Source organism: Nocardia sp. CY41 (genome assembly GCF_009829325.1).
In the GTDB taxonomy this organism is placed as follows: domain Bacteria; phylum Actinomycetota; class Actinomycetes; order Mycobacteriales; family Mycobacteriaceae; genus Nocardia.
This window is the reverse complement of the sequence record NZ_VUOS01000026.1, coordinates 45,677-66,761: the sequence shown is the minus strand read 5'-3', so window position 1 is coordinate 66,761 and position 21,085 is coordinate 45,677. Positions and strand designations below refer to the sequence as shown.

Annotated in this window: 13 protein-coding genes; 2 read left to right on the top strand and 11 right to left on the bottom strand. The window is 63.3% G+C overall.

All coding sequences use genetic code 11. From position 1 onward, the window contains the following. Positions 1-51: 51 nt before the first annotated feature. Positions 52-2,262: a hypothetical protein gene (locus GVY64_RS27760; protein ID WP_159847600.1), complete on the bottom strand. Its 2,211-nt coding sequence runs from the start codon at positions 2,260-2,262 to the stop codon at positions 52-54. A 493-nt stretch (positions 2,263-2,755) separates the two neighbouring features. Between GVY64_RS27760 and GVY64_RS39220 the strand changes: the two genes are divergently transcribed. Then, the gene (locus tag GVY64_RS39220; protein WP_442939638.1) at positions 2,756-3,007 is read left to right on the top strand and encodes a DUF6374 family protein; all 252 of its coding nucleotides are present in this window, start codon (positions 2,756-2,758) and stop codon (positions 3,005-3,007) included. Positions 3,008-3,441: 434 nt separating this feature from the next. Here GVY64_RS39220 and GVY64_RS27755 read toward each other — a convergent pair whose 3' ends face one another. From GVY64_RS27755 to GVY64_RS27710, 10 genes are all read right to left on the bottom strand, one after another. After that, positions 3,442-5,388, bottom strand: a complete 1,947-nt coding sequence (locus GVY64_RS27755; RefSeq protein ID WP_159847597.1) for an AAA family ATPase — start codon at positions 5,386-5,388, stop codon at positions 3,442-3,444. Further along, positions 5,385-5,954 carry a hypothetical protein gene (locus GVY64_RS38070; protein WP_159847594.1) on the bottom strand — a complete coding sequence of 190 codons (570 nt, stop codon included), beginning with the start codon at positions 5,952-5,954 and terminating at the stop codon, positions 5,385-5,387. Before GVY64_RS38070 ends, GVY64_RS27755 begins: the two co-directional genes overlap by 4 nt. Then, entirely contained in the window at positions 5,951-7,354 is a 1,404-nt protein-coding gene (locus GVY64_RS27745; RefSeq protein ID WP_159847591.1) for a hypothetical protein, read from the bottom strand. Before GVY64_RS27745 ends, GVY64_RS38070 begins: the two co-directional genes overlap by 4 nt. 769 nt (positions 7,355-8,123) lie before the next feature. Then, positions 8,124-9,734: a restriction endonuclease gene (locus GVY64_RS27740; protein ID WP_236567263.1), complete on the bottom strand. Its 1,611-nt coding sequence runs from the start codon at positions 9,732-9,734 to the stop codon at positions 8,124-8,126. A gap of 302 nt (positions 9,735-10,036) precedes the next feature. After that, positions 10,037-10,615: a hypothetical protein gene (locus GVY64_RS27735; RefSeq protein WP_159847588.1), complete on the bottom strand. Its 579-nt coding sequence runs from the start codon at positions 10,613-10,615 to the stop codon at positions 10,037-10,039. A 13-nt stretch (positions 10,616-10,628) separates the two neighbouring features. Continuing rightward, positions 10,629-11,555, bottom strand: a complete 927-nt coding sequence (locus GVY64_RS27730) for a restriction endonuclease (RefSeq protein ID WP_236567261.1) — start codon at positions 11,553-11,555, stop codon at positions 10,629-10,631. Positions 11,556-12,573: 1,018 nt separating this feature from the next. Then, positions 12,574-13,311: a phospholipase D-like domain-containing protein gene (locus tag GVY64_RS27725; protein ID WP_159847585.1), complete on the bottom strand. Its 738-nt coding sequence runs from the start codon at positions 13,309-13,311 to the stop codon at positions 12,574-12,576. A 1-nt stretch (position 13,312) separates the two neighbouring features. Continuing rightward, positions 13,313-15,016, bottom strand: a complete 1,704-nt coding sequence (locus tag GVY64_RS27720) for a hypothetical protein (RefSeq protein WP_159847582.1) — start codon at positions 15,014-15,016, stop codon at positions 13,313-13,315. Continuing rightward, on the bottom strand, positions 15,013-18,105 hold the full coding sequence (locus GVY64_RS27715) for a helicase-related protein (RefSeq protein WP_201298179.1): 3,093 nt from the start codon (positions 18,103-18,105) through the stop codon (positions 15,013-15,015). The genes GVY64_RS27720 and GVY64_RS27715 overlap by 4 nt, the downstream gene beginning before the upstream one ends. Further along, a complete protein-coding gene (locus GVY64_RS27710; RefSeq protein ID WP_159847579.1) occupies positions 18,102-20,408 on the bottom strand; it encodes a hypothetical protein in 2,307 nt (768 codons plus the stop codon). The genes GVY64_RS27715 and GVY64_RS27710 overlap by 4 nt, the downstream gene beginning before the upstream one ends. A 371-nt stretch (positions 20,409-20,779) precedes the next feature. Between GVY64_RS27710 and GVY64_RS27705 the strand changes: the two genes are divergently transcribed. After that, the gene (locus GVY64_RS27705) at positions 20,780-21,079 is read left to right on the top strand and encodes a transposase (RefSeq protein ID WP_159847576.1); all 300 of its coding nucleotides are present in this window, start codon (positions 20,780-20,782) and stop codon (positions 21,077-21,079) included. Positions 21,080-21,085: the final 6 nt, after the last annotated feature.

Sequence of the window (21,085 nt, the reverse complement as noted above, 5' to 3'; positions counted from 1 at the left end):
CCTCTGTGGATCTCACCAACCTGTATCAGGAATCTCATGCCGGGATGGTGACTAAAGCAGGCCGACGATCTGGAGAACGTCGCTGAGCGTTGAATCTACCGTCGTATGACCATGCTCAAGGCTCTTTAAGACCACCGCTCCCTGTGGCGCCCTGTCGACATGGAACGTCGACCAGTTCCGGCACACCGGGCAATCTTTGCCGATCAGGAATGGCCGGAGGAGATGCAGTCGCTGTTCGGGGCCGCGGAGGTAGAGACTGCCGACTTCCAACTCGTTGTCCGTATGTTCGGACGAGCTGACTGGTACGACTGGGTGGTCACCCATCAACTCGCGGTACTCGATGTAGGAACGCCGAGTCAGCGAATCGCGCCGTACCGCAGCTACCTGCACAAGTGGCCAGTCGGTCAGGAATTGGGCGGCGTCGAGGAGGATTCTCAAGTCTTTGGCGGCGTCTCGCACCGCGTCCGGCAAGTCGGCTGCGTCGGTGTGACGCATGTGCGCTTGATCGTTGCGTCGGTCGGCGAGTCGTTGCCGTGCACCATTGACTGCGGCATTGGCGAGCAAGCCACGCAGATCACCGAGCGGATGTGACGGCGTCATGGATCGGAGCCGCTTAGTGGTGGCGGCCTCGGTCAGGACTGCGGTCCATTCACCCAGGCCTGGCCCCGCGCGGCCGGTGCAAAGTTTCGCCCGTAGCTCGCCGGCGGAGCCGAGTTCGATACCCTCCTGGCGGGTCAACGCCAACGTCACCAGCGCGCAATAGCACAGCAGGATCTCGGTCGCGTCCAGAATTGCTCCATAGGCTTCCCTGGTTGGTGCCGTACTCTGCAGTACCTCAGCGGTGCGCCAACGTGCGGCGACCGGGTACGGGAAGCGCGTCCGCACGGTGTGGCCGAGGTCGTCCAACAACGAGGCAGCCTCGACACGTAACCGCAGCGTGCGGCCGGACTCTATGATGCGTCGCCGAGCTTCCGATGGCGTGTCGCCGCGGAACACCGAGGTAAGGATTTCATCGGCCTGCGCCTGCCATCGTTGAAGGCGATCCTTCGCTGCGTCCAGACCATCCAACGCGTCGGCCAAATCCTGATCCGGTCGCGGAACAACCATTTCTGCCAACGGCGTCGCCAAAATTTGCACCACTTCCTGGGCATTGTTCAGCGCGGCGTTGAGCAGCGTCAGAGCAACAGGAGTTCGGAGGAACCTCAGGGCGAATTCTCTGTCTCGCGTCGCCTGCCGGTCACGGGGTCTCATCACCAGCAGGTGGTCCGAGGCCACGGCCGGAAGGTCCTCCGGGCGAACGGTGACTAGCACCAGACCACCGGAATCGTTGCGACGGTACATGCGCCGCACCAGTACGTCACCTACCGCGAGGTGGAATTGCTCGGCTATACAGGACCACCACGTGTCCTCACTAGGTGCTGCCAGGACCCCATCGCGGCCGACGTCCTGGCCCCGCAGAACCCGCGCCGCACCCGCGGTATCGGGCGCACTTTCCTTTTCTTTAAGCTCCAGGTAATGGATCCTAGGCGGGAACTCATACAGCTCGCGCAGGCGAACGACACCGCCGAACCCTGACAGGCTTGCACGCTGCTGCTTGACAGCTGGGTCGTGAGCATCGAAGTTGAGACCGATATCCGCGTCTGGAATCTCGCGCAAAACGTAACCGAACTTGCTGTGGCCTCCGCCTTGCTCCAACAGACGTGCGAAGTCGGATCTGACATCGTCGGCGTCGGCGTCCGTCGGAACGCGAAACATCCTCAGAGGGGGCGCAGGATCAGTCTTGGCCCGAAGTACGACAGCTGCGACTCGAAAGCGGAAATGCGCAAGGGGGGTAGGACGTCCGGCCTCGATTACCGCCACCACGTCCCAGTGTGCGTACATGTACTGCCGCATCGTCACCGCAGCCCGGGAGCTGAGTTCCCCCGCAGGCAAGAGGACTGCCAGGCCCGAATCACGCGAATACGGCCGAAGCTCCTGCATGTGCTGGTCGTAGTGTGGTCGGCGCGACTCGGCGGCGCGCTCCCACAGAGGAATCCATACGACACTAGGATGCGCTTCCAGCAGTGCCGACAGCATGGCTGAAAGATTCTCACCAGCCGCGTAGACCGCGCCAGGCCCCCAGTCCAGCGAGCGGCAGTCTGCATCTGGCCTCTCCTCAACGAGCACGGTTGGCTCATCGCCCGCCGAGCGTTGCAGAGCCAATGCCAGCAACTGCAGTAGTGCCCCTAACGGAGTATCGGTAACCATGAGTTGCTCGTCCAATATCCTTCTGCCTCCCTGCGGATCTCGAAGTATGAACCCCTCCGCCTCCTCCATAGTTTGATGCCACACGAGGAAGTCGCTGATGACTTGGTCCCCTTTCCGGGCATCGCGATAGCCGGGGGATGCTGCCGGCTTCCTGACTAGCATCACCGCCGAGCACTCAGGCTTCCGCTATTCGTGCCGCACGGGGTGCCGGTGCTGGCTGTCATCATGGCGTTCGGTTCCCCTAGGGTGGGCAGGCGAAGCCGTGACGCGGGTGAGCGATACGGGCACCACCGCCGACAATTGGGCGGTCCGATGTTCGGAGATGTCTGCCCACCACAACGGATCCAAGGCCTTGGCCGAGGAAGCGCGTCGGGCCTCGGCCTGGTCGAAGCGCTGCTGCTCTTGAGTCGCCCCGCCCCAGATGATTGGGTATCTCCACTGGTCCGCGCTTGAGGCGATTCAGGCGAATGCCGATCGAGAATACGGGGAATGACCGATCACGGTGAGTATGGTTGGTGTGGCACGGAGCCAACTCCTCGATACCGCCGCATTCGGTACCGCGCTCACTACCGAGCAACTCGAGCAGATCGCGGCCCGGCTCAGCGAGATACTGCGGAATTACGCCGAAGCCGACACCCGCAAGTACCCGAGGTTGCGGCGGTCTCTCCGACCTCGATGGTCGCGGACCATCCACCCACTGGGACGCGGGCCGGCCTCGCGCGACCCTCAGCCGCCACCGCCAGGCGACACGACAAGCTAGGGCCTCGATACCAGCGGGCTACCGGCGAGTCTCGTCGGGTAGGAACTGCAACGACGAGAAGGCGTCCGAATGGCCGGGAACCTCGGCCACAGGTACAGCGTCCAACCAGGCATGAGCCCGGAAGACCGTGATGCATTGACCGAGGCAGGTTATGACCCGGATGACCCCGCCGTTATAGATCGCATGAGCGCTGTCGAGCGTGGCCTCGGTTTGCTTCGCCAACGCTGGCACACACACACACGTGCACAGCGGCCCTACAAGCGATCCGACAGCACCGAAGGTCGCCAGACATGGTGAACCGCGCGGGCGTGACGACCGCGACCGAGGTGAACGCGCGGGTGAAAGCTGGCGGAGGGGATGCGCTCGAAGAAACGTGCCGAGTGTGTGCAGCAGCGCCAGCCGTGTCACCCCGGGCCTGTCCAGCGCGGCCCCGATCACGTCACCGAGTCAGGACGTCCGCCGTTGCGTTGATGGATGCTGTCCACGCTGGACGGGCCCGGGTGCTCGATGGTCGAGACTGTCGGATTGTCGTAGTCGAAGCTCAGCTGCGCGTATTCGCGAATGTAGCTCGTCGGCAGTTCGTTGTCCGCAATGATGACCTGCAGTCTGCCGGGAACGGCCGCGACTTGGGTTGTCAGCACTCGATACATCTCCGCAGCGAGGCTGTTCGCCGTGTTCAGACCCATGCGCGGGCTGTCGATGAGCAGGAAGGCGGGATAGGGTGTCTCGACGTTACGCAGTGCTACCGCCATCAACGAACACCAGTACGCCACCTGAGTGGCGGTGGTGGTCCCACCTGCCAGCTTGGCCCGCACGTGGAACGGTGTTTCGTTGATGACGGGAAGATAGGTCGTCCTGTCGATTCGCGCTGTTTCGATGTCGGGGATTCCGATGGCTCGCACCATAGCGTCGAACTCTTCACTGATCTCCTCGATGATCTCTGTTCGACGTTCTTCTACCGCTTCCACCGCATCGCTATGCCGTCCCTCGACCACCGCGTACTCCGAACGCAGGTCATCCACTTCGACCCGCAACTCATCAACCGTTTCCCATTGACGAATGATCGATTCCATGTGCTGCTCGTCGACCTGCGCCGCAGCCGATTCCTGTGCGGTATCGGTGAATTCCTGAAGCCGTGGACTGATCCGCTTCGAGGTCCTCTCTTCCACAATCATGTTCAGTTCGGCGACAAGCTGTTCTCGCTCGCGCGTTGCGGCTGCGACGGATTCGCGATGATCGTCCAGCACTCTGATTTGCGCTGCCATTTCGGCGAGCTGACCGGTGAGCTGTTCGATCTCATACTGTGTGTGACCGTGATCGTCGACGATTGTCTCGTTTTGCAAGCACAGGCGACAGGACGACTCGGGCACCGAGCGATGGGTCACCGACTGCATGCAGCGAGGACAAACGCTGAACTCGATGGAGGCGAGCCGCTGCCCGGCTTCCCGCATCCGGCCCAGTCGGTCGAGGTCGGCCTGGACTCGTGCGGTCTCGGCGATACATTCGTTGCGACGGCGACGAGTCTCGGTATCGGCCCGGTTCAGCTCGGCCAGTTTGAACTCGGCCTGAGTGAGCATGTCGCGGAGAACACGAGTCTTCCTGTCGGAAACCGGGTCAGTCCTCTGCCTCAAGGCCGCCATGCGCAGCTGCGCCTCCTGGTACCGCCGAGCAGCTACCTCTAGCGCGACCTGTGCTTCTTCCCGGGTCTTGGTCCCACTGTCGCGCAGGAATGTGATGACCGTGTTGTACCGTGTTTCGGCTGTGACGATCTCCCCCCTGAGCTTGTTGAGCTTCGATGCCAGGTTTAAGATGTCCCGATCAGTGAGGTCGAACAGCAGCTCGAATACAATACGACGCTTGGCCTTGCGGTAGTTGTCCTGCGAGTGGGCGATGTCGCGATTGATCTGTCCTTGCGGCACATAGAGGTAGTGGAAGATGTCGCCGAAGGTGATGAGGTCACCTTCTCGCGTACTCTTTCCTCCGGCTGCCGCGCGCATGTCATCAGGAAGTCCGAGAGCTTCCATCAGCAGCGAGTTCAACGCAGGCTGCTTACGATGATCGGTGTGCTGGTCGGGCAATCGCTCGTTGCTCGACAGATCTGTGACGCGTACCTTCTTCTTCTTCGTGGGATCCAGGCTTCGGGCCAGTCTCAGCCGTTCGTAGCCGATGCGCATTTCCAGCGTGACGGACTCGATATGGTCTGTGGCGACCGGGGCTATCGTAGCGTCGAGGCCGAATCCGAACTTGATGAGTTCGAGCAGGGTTGTCTTGCCGACCCCCGTGGGACCGGCCAGGACGGTGAGATCGTTGGTGAATTTGTACTCGACCTCCCCATCGGTGGTGGACAAGACCACCCTGGTGATACGGAAGCGGACACTCACCGGATCACCTCACGGTGCGGACGATCCATCAGTCCACCCAATCGTTGGTAGATGAGGTCTTTCAACGCGCTCCCACTCATCCCTGCGGATGCTTCGGCGATCACGGCGCTGCGTGCCGCGACGGTAGCCCACCGAGGGCTCGCGGCCAGCTGGTCGGCCAGACGCCCGCCTGGCGCTGTCGTCGTGACGGCGACGCTGCCCTTTCGAGCCCGGGTGTAGCGCAGCAATCCGCGGCCTATGAGAGCGCCGAGTATCGCGTAGTACCGATCGTCCCAGGGCCCGTACTTGTATCGGATCATCGGAGCCTCGACGTCTGTTGGTGCGACGAGCTCGCCGGGGCTCAGATGTAGGCGCCGATCGTGTGGGTCGACCGCGTCGAGCACCTGCGGGGCGAGCGCGGTGTAGCGGAGCAGGAAATCGAGCTTGGCCAGCTTGGTGAGGCCGTCCAGTTTGTTCGCGTTGCCTTTGGTCGCCGATACCGCTCTCACGAGCAGGAGAACGCGGGCCTGATGGTAGGCCAAGTCCTCGCGCACCAAGGCGAGTTCGGTCGGGTCGAGATCGATCATGATTCGTCCTCGTCACGAGCCAGGTTGGCGGCCAGAACGGTCGCGGCATCGAACCGTTGACCGAACCACACCTTGCACTCCTCGGCCAACTGGCACATACCTCCCAAGGCGAGGTCGGGATCCATTCCCAGTGGAAGCACACCCTCGGGCAGGGCGTTGATGTCGTGCTCGAACTGTCGCCACAACGCCGTGCCACGCAGCGGCGGACGTCCAGGGGCGCTCGTTGAGGAGTCGCTCACCTGTTGCAGCCGTCGTTCCAGCCGCCGTCGTTCGGCGCGCGCGGTGGGATCGCCACTCTCTCGTTCACGCCAATAGTCGAGGTAGTCCTGCCGCAGGGCGAGCGCGCGTTGGATGGTGTTGTCTGAGCATTGTTCCTGGTCCATCTTCACTTCCAGGCGTGATGTCAGAGGAAGACGCGGAACGGGTTCGAACCCTGCTGGATTGGAGGAGGCCGTGCGAATCACGATATCGAGGTCCTCCATTGTCACCGTCCGGCTGTCGATGGCCCGTTCCAGTTCCGGCGCGATCACTGATCCCGTGCGGTAGGACTCGAAGATGACAGGCAGGCCGCCTCCGGGGAGTGGCCCTCGGCTCCGCATCCGTGCTCGGAATATGTCCAGTACCGCTTCCCAAACAGCGACTGCTATTGCGGTGCTCACGCCGATACTGTCCAGCACAGGTTTGACGTAGCGGCTCGGTGCCAGATCGGCGACATAGTCTCGGTGAGGGCGGTTCTCATCAACGGTCAGCGCGGCTAGGAACCGGGCGACTTCGTTCTTTCGCTCGTCCGATGACAGTGCGGGCACACGATCCCCGTCCCAGCGACTCTTCGTCTGGTCGCAGTACTGCGGAATCTTCGTGACAACGGCGCTGACAACGTCCGTGTGCGTGCCGACTCCGGTGACCGGCTGAGCAGCTCGTTTGAGGCCTTTGAAATGTTCGACCGCTGTCATCAGCTTCTTCGGCTCGCCGGTACCACTTAGTCCGCCGGAGGTCACGAGGCGGCAGGTCGGGCGCTCGGTCAGGGCCGCCCAGCGGTTGAACAGATGAGCCAGCCCTCCGTCCTTCAGGAGTTTGACGTAGGTGCTGTAGGGCCCGACGGAGGGTTCTCGGTGTTTGCCGGATACCACTTCGATCCCGTCGCTTGAGATGAGAGACCAGTCTTCGTGCAATTCGCACACCACCTTGGCACTGCTCAGATCACTTCCGGCGACCAATGTGCGGAGCAAGAGGGCCAGCCCGTCGGCCGCGGCCATCGCAGCCTGCCAATCGTATCGATCGGCGGTGTTGGCACCGGCGTCGTCGAGCTGCGGGACCGAGGCCATCAGGGTGATGGGATCCATGCCCTCTAGGCCGTATTGCACGAGATGCGCCTGGGTAGCAACGGGCTCGGTCGACACAGCCGAAGTATAGGACCGACCTCGTGCGCGCCGAGCCGAACGACCGGACGCGACCCATCGAGACCGGGGTTCGCCCCTCGCACGCCTTGGACCGGCGTCTCAACCGAGCGCTTCAAGCTCAGTGGGCTCGCCCGCACTGACTTTCGACAACGACCGTGGCACCGGGTATATCCGTGTGTCGCACCGGGGTACGAGTTCAAACACCCTAGTCTGCTGCACCTTGGAACGAAGGGTGCACCAACACGCGCGAGCTGCTCACCGAGATCCGAGCACGAGGATATCGCGGCAGCCGAACGATCCTGTTCGACTTCCTGCAGCCACTGCGCACCGCCCAGCGCACACCCCGGCTCCCAGCCAAGCCCTTATCGGTCCGCCGCTTCGTTACCTGGCTGATGAGCCATCTCACCACACTCGATCCCCACGATCAGCAACGCCTCGACACCGTGCTCGACGCCAGTCCGGAACTCACCGCTCGCCGGGCACGTACGTGCTTTCGCGGTGATGATGCGTGAGCGACGTGGCGGCGAATTGGACGCGTGGATGACCGCAGTCGAATCCGACGACCTACCAGCGCTGCGCTTCTTCGTCCGAGGCCTGCGGCGTGACTACGACGCCGTCCGCGCCGGTCTCACCCTGCCCTGGAGCAGCGGCGCCGCCGAAAATCCGAACGTAACTCGGTGGTGTCCATTACCACATACGGAGGACGGTCGAATCTCATGGCCTGCTCAATCCGTGCAGCAGTATGTTGCCCACGCCTGTCTTGAGCGGCTCATGAGCGCGTGGACGGTCCCCTGCGTCGTGAGGGCTTGATTGCGCCGGGAATGACATCTTTGCCGAGATGCTCCTTGATGAGATACTTCAGTTGCGCGCCGTCGATCAGCTGGATGCGATTGTGTCGTCGCGCGAAATCGTCGCTGGCCTTGCCGAACCATGAGGTCGTCACCAACACCCCGCGACTGGCGTGCTTGTCCTCCATGACACCTGCCAATGCGCGCACCGCATCGATCTCGACCACCTTTTTGTAGCGCTTGGCTTGAATGACACACTCGCCGCCCATGACAGGGTCGGGGTTGATCGCGATGGCGTCGACACCATCGTCCTTGGACGGCTGGGTGACCCACGACTGCATACCTATTGCTTCGAACAGCTCTCGCACCAGCTGTTCGAAGTCCTTCCACGGCATCTCCACTAACACGGGTCGTGAATCGAGCTGGCTAGCCACATCAACCGAGTCGGCCCGCTTGTAGCGAGATAGGTCCGGGTCGAAAATCGGTCGAACCGGCTCGAGATCCCAAGGATGTGGGGAAACGATCGCGTTCAAGTGCTGCTGTAGGCACGCCACAGGATCCAACTCGGTCAGCACCAGATCCTCAAACTGCGCGCGAGTCGCGGACACGCTGATCAAGACGTGATCCTCCGGCCGCCCAGTGGCCTTGTTCCGCCCGGCGACCACGCCGTTGACCGCGACTTCCTCGACCAGAGAGCCCGGTCGCACAGCAAAAGCATCCCGCATCGTGAGCAACACGAGTCGGCCGAGCAGATCCGCATAACGTTGCTGCACTTCTTTGGGCGAACGAGCAGAACTCACAATCTCATCGCGCTCGCGGACGTAACGGTATTCTCGCTCTGGTGGGATGACCTCGATCCCTGGAAGCCTCCGGTCGATCAACAGCCGCCGAGGCTGTGACTGATACGCGACCTCGACATCGATCGGCAGGTTCACAGGCAGTCCCGCTGCCTTGAGGAACACTTCGAAGCACTCCTCGACCGCAGCCGGGTCCGCTGCTTCGAAGCGTTGCCGGAGGACTTCCAGCTGAGCGTTGCTCTGCTCGACTTCCTCGGCTCGAACCCGCTCGGCGGCCTCATGGCTTCTCACGGCCGCATCCCACGCAGCCATCCGATGTTCTTCTCGGCTCATGTGCTGCGCCAGAGCCTCTTCGAAATCCGCCCGCTTCTGCTCGACCTGCCGCTGGTACCCACTACTCCGCACGCGCTGCCAGCCCGTCGGTGCCGGTGGTGCGAACTGCTCCCACACCGGCGCAGGACTGGCGGCCGCTAGCTCGGGCCCAGGGGTGAACGGCCGCGGTTGGAACTCGCTCCGCAGGAGGTCGGTTGGCCAGAGCACCTCTGTGGGAACGTAGCTGGCCAGAAGCGAGGCAAGCTCCTCGACTCGTTCACGAACCATACGAGTCCGGTGTGCAGCATAGGCACGCCGCTGCTCGACGTAGCGGACCTGCTGCTCCTTGGCGGCACGGGCCGATGCCAGCTCGGCGGCCTTGACGGCACGCTGCTGTTCCCGCGCCGCCTGCGCCTCAAGTCTCTGCTGCCGCTGAAGAATCCGCTGCTGCTCCCGCTCGCGCATCCGCAACTGATGCTGCAATTCCGCGAAGAATCCCCGACGCCGAGCCATCGCCAACCCCCGATCACGCCTACGACCACCTCTGTACCGATCTACCACAGAGCGCGGCCAGTGCGCGCGAAGCCAGTCGAGTTACAAGGTCAGGTGGACCGCTCCCCAATGGCCCGTGGGTTTTGACGTGACCCCGTGAGGTCGGTCCACCTGATCTGGCCCCCGCTCAGGAGGCCGCGGTTACGAGAGTTGAGGCAGACTAACCCGCGGGGGGTTACGATGCCGAGATCCTTTCCGCCGTCGGTGCGCCGACAGTCGGTAAATGCTGATCCTCAGGCGCCGCTGATGCGCCCGAGGACGTCGGCTGCGAGGGCGCGGTTGTGACATGGCGCGTACGGCCCACGCCCCTTGGTTACAAGGAGTTCAGCGAGGCGTCGGATCGCTGCGGCGAGCGGCAGGCCGAAGAACTGCTCGTCGGCGCCTTCGTCGGAGACGAACCAGTCGACGACGATCCCGTCGCCGTCGGCAGAGGCCAGTCCGGAGCGCTGAAAATGCAACTGTGGAAAGGTAATTTTTAACTGAGCGAGGGTGCGAAGGGTCTCTCCGGTGAGCGCGGACTCCGACACGTACATCGCGATGCGGTAGTCCACGATGCCGTTGCCCTCCAGGAACCGCTCGACATACAGCACTTCCATCGGCCCGACGTTCAGCGTGAACAGGCGCTGACGCGCGGCGGTCCTGTTCGTGGCGGGGAGCGCACTCAGTGTCCACCGGTCCACCTCCCCGTCGGCGGGGTCGTCGAACGCGTGGGTGAGGTAGTCGGCGATGAGGTCGACTGCGGGGTCGAAGAACGGGTCCTGCTGTAGCTCGGCGAAGTTCTCGTCGCTGGCGGAGGGGTGGAGTGTGCTCATGGGATTTTTGGGATCACTCGAAGTAGTCCTCGTCGACCTCGACGACCGTGAAGGTCTGTCGCGTCTGGACGCCGACGCCGTAGCGGATCATCAGCTCGGCGAGACGCCTGCCGTCGATGAGGATGATGCGGGTGCCGATGTTCTGCGCGTACTCGCGGGCACCCGACGTGAAGGCGCTCGTGGTAATGAAGACGCCGCGGGCAGCTCCGACGCCGTGCAACGCGCCGACGAACGCCTGGATCTCCGGCCGACCGACGGTGTTGTCCGCGGCGTAGCGCTTGGCCTGCACGTAGATGCGTTCGAGGCCAAGCGGGTCCTGATCGATGACACCGTCCACGCCCCCGTCACCAGACCCGCCGATCCGGGCGGCCCGGCCTTCGGTGCCGCCGTATCCCATGGCGACGAGAACGTCGAGTACCGAATGTTCGAGGAACGCCGGATCCTGACCGCGCAGCCGTGCCAGCAGGTCGGCGGCGACCTCGGAATGGAGGCGTTCGACACCACGCTCTATCTGCTCGAGTGGGTCGACTACTTCGTCGGCGACATGTGCGTCGGCTACGGCGTCGCCATTCGAGGAGCCTGTCCGCACCGGCGTGTAGTCCTGATACTCGGGTAGCGCTTTCAGGATCTTCTCGGTGATCCCTGCGGGGTGAGCGGCGAGCAGAGCTCGGCCCGCATCGGTGATGACGAAGGTAGCGCGGGCCGGCTTGTCGACGAGCTTCGCGCGGTACAGCCCGCTGAGCGCCCACCCGATCCGGTTGTCAGCGCGCCCCTGCCCCGACGGCAGCACCTCGGCCCGCTGCTCAGCTGTCAGCCCAACATGTTCCTCCACCGCCGTGTGCAGGTCGCGCTTACGCCAGATGTGGCCGTCGGCAAGGACTTCCAGCACCGGCGTGAGAAAGCCCGACCACACCGGCATCGCCGACACCGGCGCGGTCACAGCTCGCCTCGGAAGGCGCCGAATTGGAAGGATGCCAAGAGAGGGCCGAGTTCAGCGAGGGTGGTGCGGTGGCACGCCCCCATCGACACGAGGCTTTCCGAGGTTTGCACGAACTGACCCTAGACTTCTGTTGGCGGCACTACAATCGGTGCCGACTTCACCTGCGCTGCACTGATCATGTTTAGTCCCGACGTTGTCTTCGCCGAGCGAAGAAGGTGCCTACGCTCTCCAGCGGATCCAGATAGTAGGCGGCAAACCTCTGATGGATCACCTCATGGCACCGGACACGAATCAAACGGTTCTGATGCGTAACCTCCAGAATTGATCCATCCCATACGGCTACTCTCCCGATCTCGTGGGCGATGCCGTGGCCTTCCCCAACGAGCAGGCTCCCTACTTCAAGCCGGGGGACTTCGCCGCGATGCCTGGAACACCGCGATAGACCGTATCTCGGCCGATAGCCATCCGTGAATCTCGGTTGTACATCCGTGCCAGCTCGCCTTGGCTGCCTCGGCACCAGCAGACCCCAACCAACACCGGACCCACAGCCTCTCGCAGCACCGCCATAAGCCGTATAGCGCAATACGCTTGATCGTGGGTCGCTGAGATGGGGTTCGGCGCTGGGCTACATGACCCCGGCCGAGTACGCTGCGGCCTGCACCCACACCCGCTACCCGGTGGCCTGCTGGACCGACTGATCACCGAATGACCTCACCTGACTCTCTTCCCGGGTTCGCATCATCGGGGACCGCTCATCGGTGATCCCACCGTCACCGCGGTGATCGCCGATGCACCCAACCGGTTGTGGGCGGTCGATCCCAGTTCGCCGCCGCCAACGACGGCGGTCGGTGAAGATCGTGTCGATTGCCGAGGAACACGCCCGCGAATGTTTGGGCGGGCTGGTGGAACGCTCGATCACCGCCGACAGGTTGATCGACGAACTTGACCCGCGTCGCCGTTACCCGGCAGCACCGCGCTGGCTTTGCGATAACCACGTTCCATCTCACCCGACTTCTAATCAACGCTCGCGATAGAGGTCAAGGATCTGCTCGACGACGACGACGGTTTGACCGCGCATGAGTACACCGAGTTCCAGATTGCCTCCGGCAATCCCGGCACCAGTAACGTTCGCGCTTCCAATATATGCAGCTGCGGAGTCGGACGTCATTACCTTGAAGTGCGGCCAGGGCGCATCGAGCCTTAGCCGGGAAATGTGAAAATTGGCGATCGCGCCACTGACGCGGATTGTGGTCGACAGTTCGTTAAGTGCGTCGTCGGCGTGCGTCGAACGTGTCGGTAGGAGGATTTCCAGCAATACACCTCGCGCGGTGGCTGCGGCTAGTGCATCGCCGACGAACGCTAGGCCCGGACGGTCGATGAAGGGTGCGGCGAGTCGCAACGTGTGACGTGCCTGTACAATAAGTGTTATTAGCGTCTCGCCAGTGGTACGCCGCAATCCTCGCGGCAGTGGTGTTCCGCTGGGGAGCGAGGCGACAAGATCCCAAGGCTCGTCTACCACCACGGAGCGACGGCCCAGCACCCAAGCCGCACCCTCCTGACATGCTGTAGATATCCGGGCGGCGTCTGCGCCGATGCGAGAGCGCAGAAGGTCGACGAGGTCCGGATGAAATCCGGCGCGTGACGTAGCGAACCGGTCCGTATGAGGCGCGGTGAGTAGGTCAGCAAGCTGACACGCTGCGGCTCTTGGATCGGCGGCGTCGACGAGCACGCCGCCGACAAGCTCGGCATTGTCCACGTCAGTGCGCTTTCACCAGGAACCCGTATTCTCCGAAGAGTTCGGAGCGATTGAGGAAGCGATTGAACCATCGGCACGATGGCTCGCCGAGGTGCAGACATGCCATGCATGCTCCACCGCCGCTGCGGCATCCGGGATCGAGCGGGCATCGGGATTCCCCCTCGACGAGGTCGGTGAGGAAGCGATGTAAGGCCGTTTCGAAGACAGCTTGCAGTCCACCGAGAACGAAGTCGCCGCGGGACGCGGCATAGACGATGAAGGCCATTTGATGAGGTAGAAGGTATTCGGCGAGTCCGTCGCGTTCTATGCCAGCGAAGGCTGCGAGGCGGCGTATAGTGCGGTGCGCGTAGGAATGGATCAATCTCAGAACGTCACCGCCAAGGTCTTGGTACAACTCCTCTGTGGCATAAGGAATCTCGATGTGTTGAAGTAGCGAGAGGCGCGCGGAACGAGAATCGTTGACGGCAGGCAAGGTATGACCAGCCTTAACGAGATGCTGGTACACGCGAAGTGGATCGAGCCGGAATAGCAATGCCTCCGTGCGCGACAGCGATCCGTAGGCGCGGATGTGTCCACGGTCGCGGAACGGGACCAGCCGTGCTGCTCCGGGTGCGAGGTCGCCTCTCGTATAGCCGAATGCAAGTGTCGCGACGGGGAAGTTTGCCAGCAGCTCCACGCCCTCGAGATGCGCGCGACGCATGGCGTCGTGGTACGCACCCTCGTATAGCGTGCGAAGCGGAGGCGTGGTGCCTGCCACCATGTCACTGACACGTGTGCGTCCACCCCGAACCGCCGAAGCGAGGCTCAGCGCCTCCTCATACGCTCTGTCGCGAACGGCATCCGGCATCGCCACATCAGCACCACGGTTGCCGCCCTCTGCCTCGCCCTTGTCGACAGCGGCCTGAGCGAGTTCACGCGCGGTCGCCTCGGAAAGACCCGCCTGCCGGAACGTCTCAACGAGTCCCGCAAGCGTTTGACGACCGGCGGTGGGATCGTCTGCGGACATCCCATCAAGTACCCATTCCAGTGCGCGCGCGCCGCCTCCGGCAGCGCGCAACCGAGCCGCGTCCGCGGGGTCGGGCGGGTTGACGAGCACGGCGAATCGTGGCGAGAAGACCACCGCTGCGCGGTGCACGGTCACAAGCATTCCGCCGTTGCCGCAGTTGCACGGTTGGAAGGGGAAGCCGCCTCGCGTCAGCGCCGCGCGACAGCTGGGGCAGAAGAAGCGCAACTCCTGCGCTGTCGCAGTACCGGGAAGACGGACCGCGACAGCATTGTGGGTACGGCAGCGCGGAAGCATCGGGGCCCCAGAAGCACCGCAGTTGTGATAGGTGACGAATTGCATTTGCGCACGCGACTTGCCGCCACAGGAGCAGCGTTCATCCCGTGCACGGGCGATGCTTCCGCACTGCTTACAGCGCCACTGCGGCGGAAAGGGCTCAACGAGTACGCCACGATCCATATTGAGACCGACGACCTCGACGGTCATGCGGGCCCGCAGTTCGCGTCCAAGGCCGTCGTCCATGCCAGTCGCGGTCCAGGGCGCGATGGCGCCGAGCAGGGTGGTGCGCACGGCGTCTTGGTCGAGCTGGATCGGGACTGGATCCAGCCACTGCGCGACCCTCCAAATGCGGCCCTCGAGGTCGGCGGTCTGGCCGGGCAGTAGTCCAAATAGTACTTGGGAGGCACCTCGTTCGACCCTCATGGTCTGCCTCCTCGTGAGAATACCGGCGCCTGCGCTTCGACATCGCGAAGTGAGCGCATCGGCTCGCCAGTGGGAAAAAGTTCTCTGACCCATTCGGCAGCGCTCGCGGGATCGTTGAGCGCTCGGTAGAACTCGCGCAGGTAAGTGGTGATATCTCGGCGCAGATTCTCGTCAAGCGGTCCGTCGAAGCCGAGCATGTCGATGAGCGCCTGTAGTTCATCGGATTCGAGCACCGGGAGTCGTGCGAAGGCACGCTGTACCGGCCCGGGCTTTGTGAGCTGCCGCAGCCCCGCCGCGATCGCAGCCGGTTCGTGGATCCCGTAAAGGCGGGCCTGTTCGAGGCCGGCAAACGTTAGCTCCAGGATTCGACGGCTCCTGGCGGTAATCGGTACAGGGTCGATCAGCCGATCGGCATGCGCGACGAATGATGGGAAGGTGCGGTACACGGCTGCATCACGCTCGCGTCCGATCTTGTGCAACACGATGACGAGGCCAGGATGGGTCCGGCCTACTCGTGAGGTGGTCTGGATGAACTCCGCAGTCGCAAGGGGAAGTCCGAGCATCACCATGACATTAAGGCGATCGAGGTCGACACCGTGCGAAAGCATCGAAGAGGCCGCTACGAGATGGATCCGGTCGTAGAAGTCGTGTTCGGGATCGACGAGGCGAGCGAGGGTCGTCCGCACTTCATCGAGAGGGGTGCGACCGGTGAGCGTAGCGGCGTTGACCGGTCGGTCGAGCTGAATCTGCGTGTCAAAGGATCGAGCGACGGCCTCAACGTCCTTGAGATTGGAGCCGTAAACGACGTCGACGCCATAGTTGAGGACGAGCTGCGGCACTGTCTTGACATCAACGCCGATCGCGGCTGCGACTGCCGCGGGATCATCGACGGCACGTCGCGTTAGACGCTGAAGTGATTCCGTCAATTGGTCAGTTGCGTACTCGAGCGTCACACCTCGGGGCGCCAGGCCAGCAAATCGGCGGGCGAGAACGCTGGTGTCCCGAGACCAAAATGAGCGCCCTGCTTGCGCACCGGGACGCGGGAAAGCACGGCCCTCGCGGCGATACAGCGCGGCAACCTGCTCGTCGTATCCGGCGAGCGTTGCCGACGATGCAATGATCTTTGGTACTGAGCCATAGTGGTTCTGCAGAGCGTCTAGGAGTGCCTCGTAGTGGGAGTCCACCGCCCCCAGGCTGTCGCGCAGAAGATGGAGTTCGTCTTGCATGCGAATGGTCGGGGCATACAGGCTGGCGTCTTGGGCGAGCGGGCCCGATGCGGCAGTGCAGCCAGGAAACAAGCATCCGCCAGGTGAGCCGCTCCGCGGAGCGTACGTGAAGCCGTGGCCGGGCATCGAGCAGCGTCCTGAGGGTGGTCCGTAGAACCCGCGCATCGCGGCCTGCATCGAGATGCTGGCGGCCTTGTCAAGAGTTCCGAGGACGACGGTCGGTAGCGACCGGTAGATCTCGTCATCGACGATGCGGAACGGCAGCGGTCGCGCGCCCCATTGGCAGTCCGAAGCGGTGCATACGTGGTCTAGAGTCCAACGCGCCTGGTCGAAGCGCATCTGGAGGCTCGCGTCGCCACAGAAGGGACAGCGGAGCAATACCTTGTAGCGCGAAGGCATGTCTGGATCCGTGGGGTCAGGTTCACCAGGCCGCGCACTGGAACCGCGCCTGATCCTGTTGGGAGTACCACCAGCGCCGACGAAGAAGCCGAGCGAAAACTCGCGCCCGCTTATCTTCTCGTCGCGGCGTATCAGCTCTGCTGAGGCGAGGACGTCAGCGAAGCGCTGAGTCTGTTGGAGCGAGAGCATACGCAGCGGAAATCGTCCCCACGACGTGATTCCCTCCCGCTTGCCGCGCAGCCGGTCGTAGAACGCGGCCGTGAGAACGTAGAGGAGGTACGTCTCGGTCTTGCCGCCACCGGTCGCGAACCACAAGGTGTCGACGATGCGGCGGTCGCCGTCGCCGCTATCGTCGACGATGGATACGGCGTTGGCGAGCAGAAAACCGAGCTGGAACGACCGCCAAGCTGTGTGTCGCACAAGTGGCGATTGCGCGAAAGCGCGGTTGGCGAGCTGGAAGCTGCACCGCAGTTTGGCGTTGGTCTCGAGCAGGGTCAGTCCGCGGCGCAGCCGGGTAAGTTCCTCCATGAACTTATTTGCCTCGAGGCTGGCCTCGGCGCGCATCCCTGCTTCCCACCCGTCGGTGGCCGCACGACGCGCGAGAACCGCGGGAGCCCAGTTGTCGGCACCCCAGCGCTCACAAGTATCGATGAGGTCGCGCAACACGGGAAGTGGATTCTTTGCGAGGGTGACGAAGGTGATATCGGGGCTCGGTCCGAGGTCCACATCCCAGTAGGCTGGCCGCGGCTGGTCGTAAACAGCGGCGTCTGTCGTGCGGAAGGTCGCGTCATCGCATTTTTCGACGCCACCGTTGATTCCGTACGCTGCGATGCTGCGGTCGTAGCGGAACGAATCAGGGAGGTTGTCGAGTGTGAAAGGCAGTGTCTTACCAGCGTCGACGATGAGGCTTACCTCGTAGACGTTGACGTCCCAGCGCGGTATCTCCTCGGGCGAGAGATTTACCAGGGTTACCGCAAGGTCGAGACCGTCCTTGCCGACTTCGACCTCTGCGCGGAACTCGCAGGCCATGCCGTTGGCACCGATTCTGCGCAGGGCGGCAATGAAGTCTTCGCGTCCCGCCGACCTGAGAATGCCTACGCCGCACGGTGTCTCAAGGTCGGCTGTCACCTCAATCGGCTCGCTCTTGCGCCACTTGGGATCGTCAGGTGCCTCGCCGCCTTCGAACTCGCTCCAAACTACGAGACGAGCGGTGCATCTCACGGTACGGCCATCGATTTCACTGAGACGCAGGCGGATGCCGACTTCACACGGCTCGAGCCGTTCGCTGCGCTCACCAAGGCGGCTGTTCTGGACGACGACCGCAGGCGCGAGTCGGCCCAACCAGAGTCTCCCGCTGGGCGCGACGGGTAGGGTCTTCATGTGATCGCCACGGCCCTCGGCGACAACACCATCGAGCATCCAGGTGACGAAGGCTTCGGCGTCAGTGGTGTGGATTGCGGTCACAGGTCCTCCAGTCTGCCGAGAAGTGTGAGGGGCACTAGCTGGTCGCAGGGCACGACGTCGATGACAACCGCTTCGGCGATGGCCTCGCGCAAATCCGTGATGGAGAGTCCCGTTTCGTCGTCAACGAGGTTCACGTCTGCGGCGACTGTCGCTCCTCGTGCCGCTGCGGCGAGGGCACGGCCAGCGGCACGGCGGAACCCGCGGCGTCGCTGCACGCCGGCGAATAGTTCGCGGAGACGCACCGACGACATCCCGAGGTCGAGTACCTCGTTTAATTTCTCCAGATCGCTGAACCGCTGCGGCGCCAACGTGCCCTGGGCGACCCAACCGCGCACCGCGCTCGTTCTGTCACAGCCACGCGCCACGAGGGCCTGCTGCAGCGTGGCGATGGTGAACCCAGATTCCGCAAAGCGCCTCTTCACCAGGCGGTGGTAATCATCGACCAGGAACCGCGCAGCCAGCAGATCGGGCCGATCGCCAAGGCGTTCCTCGAGCGACTCAAGGAGCCCTACCCGTCCTTGCCGCCTTCCCACCAGCACAACCGCACCGGATGTCAGCGCTTCTGGGCGGCGTTCCACAATCGTCGGTCCCTCACGCACGTCGACGGGACGCCCGACTTCCAGCATCAGTTTCCCTCGATCGGTGCTGACCGCGACAGCCGGCACGGCGGCAATCCATCCCCTGCCGTCTTGGCGGGCTAGGGCTGTGTTCAGCCCTTCGCCACCAATGTTCAGCGGTTCAAGATCGAAAAGAGCGGTGAGGTCACCGAAGGGATCAGGCGCGGCGACGTACTCGGCGCCGTCGACGACGAGCACCGGTCGAATATTGAGCGGCACCGCTTCTTGCACGTTGGGAGGAGGCGTGCCGACGAGCGCTCGCCACGTCCGTTGGCGGACCTTCACGCCGCCCCAGTGATCACGGGCAGACTCAAGCGACGCTATCGACGATGCATAACCACTCGCAGACTCCCGTCCCAAGGCGAGGACTTCCACGTACGGCGCAAGCCCGCTGAGCAGGCGGTGCCAATCCCACGGCGCTGGCTCACCAATCATCAGTACCCTGGGCCAGGTTCCCTGCCGGTGGAGCTTGCCGATCGAACGGACAACGAACGATGCGTTGCAGTCCCTGTCACGGGTTTGTAATCCCAGCGAGTCGAGAAGGGCCTTCGCTGCCGTCGCGGTGCGTGTGACGACGAGCGTCTCATTTCCGCTTGCGTGGACCTCGCGCAGGGTTTGCTCGAAGGGGTTCCCGAGTTCGAGCGCGGCGCGCAAGTCCGCGATGTCGCTGGCGATGATGCTGGCGATCTCGGCGACGTCACCGGTTAGCGTGCCGGCCCAAGCCGACAGCTCGGAGGCAAAGGTCTGTGTCGCCCGTGCCGCCACCGGAGGCAGGCCGGCGAAGCGATCGAAGCGTGATGGTGTGCAGGGCAGTGAGGTGAGCGTCGAAAAGTGGTGCCAGGCGGCCGATAGGCCGCGCTCGAGATTGCGGTCGCGGCGACTTGGCGCCATAGATCGGAGTACACGCAGATCTTCGCGGACACGACTCAAGGCTGCCTCCGCTTGCGGGTGACGCGCAACGCGCAGACGGACATCGACGCCTGCAGCCATGGTGTCGAGCCGCTCGGATGCGACCGAGAAAGGCCACGTGTATCCGGCGCGGACACTGAAACCGTCGGCACTTGCCAGACCCGCCTCTGACCAGCCCCAGATGAGCCGTCCCAATTCGTCGGCACGGCGAAGCTCCGGATCGAGAGGATCGGCGAACACCTCGATTGATGGCTTTGCAATGTCGACGCGCACAAAACCCGCGAGGTGATCCACGATCACGTGATCGACTGACCAGCCCTTGCAGTGATGCCCGATGATGACGCCGTTCAAGTTGCAGTGGCCAGCGGGACTCTCGCCTTCCGGGTCGCCGCGGTATGACGGGAACACATCAGCGATCGGCACGCGTGCTCCAGTTGTCGCAATCCGCAGGGCGTTCCATGTCCGGATAGCTTGCGTCGTGTCGGCCGTGACAATGCCTACCGACGATTCGCGATTGCCGCGAACGAATTCGTCCAGCAAGAGCTGAGCTGCAAGGAGCACTGCCACCTCGCCCGCTGGCGCGGGATACACGATGGTGAGGCCCTGGTTACGGGACTTCGCCATCGCAATGAGGGCCAGGGCGACCTCGTCCACCCAGCAGAGGCCGACCCTGTGAGCGCCGTGGCCATCGTCGAGGATGAGCCGCCGCTCGCGACCAATACGAACCAAGCTAGCGAGTTCGGCCGATGCTAGAAGCGAGGAATCCCACGCGTTCATCAGAAACGGACCCCAACTACCCGAGGGGCGATTCGACTGCCATGCTCCACCGGGCGGGTGGTGCGACACATGGGCCGGGTTGCCAGCCCAGGACTCTCGGCAACTAGAGCGAGCCGCACATGCCGCACCACAGCGTGCGTCCACACGGTGTTCTGCTCGAAACCATCTGGTCTGCAGCCGCTTTTGGTCCGATACACTGTCGCTCCAACCCCCGCCAAGCTCACCAGCACAAAGAACATGATCACCCAATGTCGCTATGTTCGTTGTGCATTTCGACACTGCCCGCCGCCAAGTTCGGCATCATCCTGAGGTTCCCCCGCTTCCTTGGAGGGCTCTGAGCATGGTCCGATAGGGCCAGGAAGGAGCCCGGCGTGGCAGCACCGAAGAAGTATCCGGACGAGTTGAAGGCCCGGGCGGTCCGACTGTATCTGGAGTCGGACCCGAAACCGACGATACGCAAGCTCGCCCAGCAGCTCGGGGTGCATCACGAGGCGCTGCGGAACTGGATCCGCCAGGCCGATACTGGCCAGCGGCCGGAAACGGCGTCCGCTGATCTGGCCGAGGAGAACAAGCGGCTGCGTAAGCAGGTGGCCGAGTTGGAGCGGGTGAACGACATCCTGCGTTCTGCGAGTGCGTATTTCGCCTCGGAGCTCGGCCAGACCCGGAGGTGATCGTGC

Bases quoted from the DNA above. Each gene is read 5' to 3' on its own strand.
- GVY64_RS27720 (WP_159847582.1), bottom strand. From the start codon at position 15,016: ATGAGGGTCGAACGAGGTGCCTCCCAAGTACTATTTGGACTACTGCCC.
- GVY64_RS39220 (WP_442939638.1), top strand. From the start codon at position 2,756: ATGGTTGGTGTGGCACGGAGCCAACTCCTCGATACCGCCGCATTCGGT.
- GVY64_RS38070 (WP_159847594.1), bottom strand. From the start codon at position 5,954: ATGATCGATCTCGACCCGACCGAACTCGCCTTGGTGCGCGAGGACTTG.
- GVY64_RS27735 (WP_159847588.1), bottom strand. From the start codon at position 10,615: ATGAGCACACTCCACCCCTCCGCCAGCGACGAGAACTTCGCCGAGCTA.
- GVY64_RS27710 (WP_159847579.1), bottom strand. From the start codon at position 20,408: ATGAACGCGTGGGATTCCTCGCTTCTAGCATCGGCCGAACTCGCTAGC.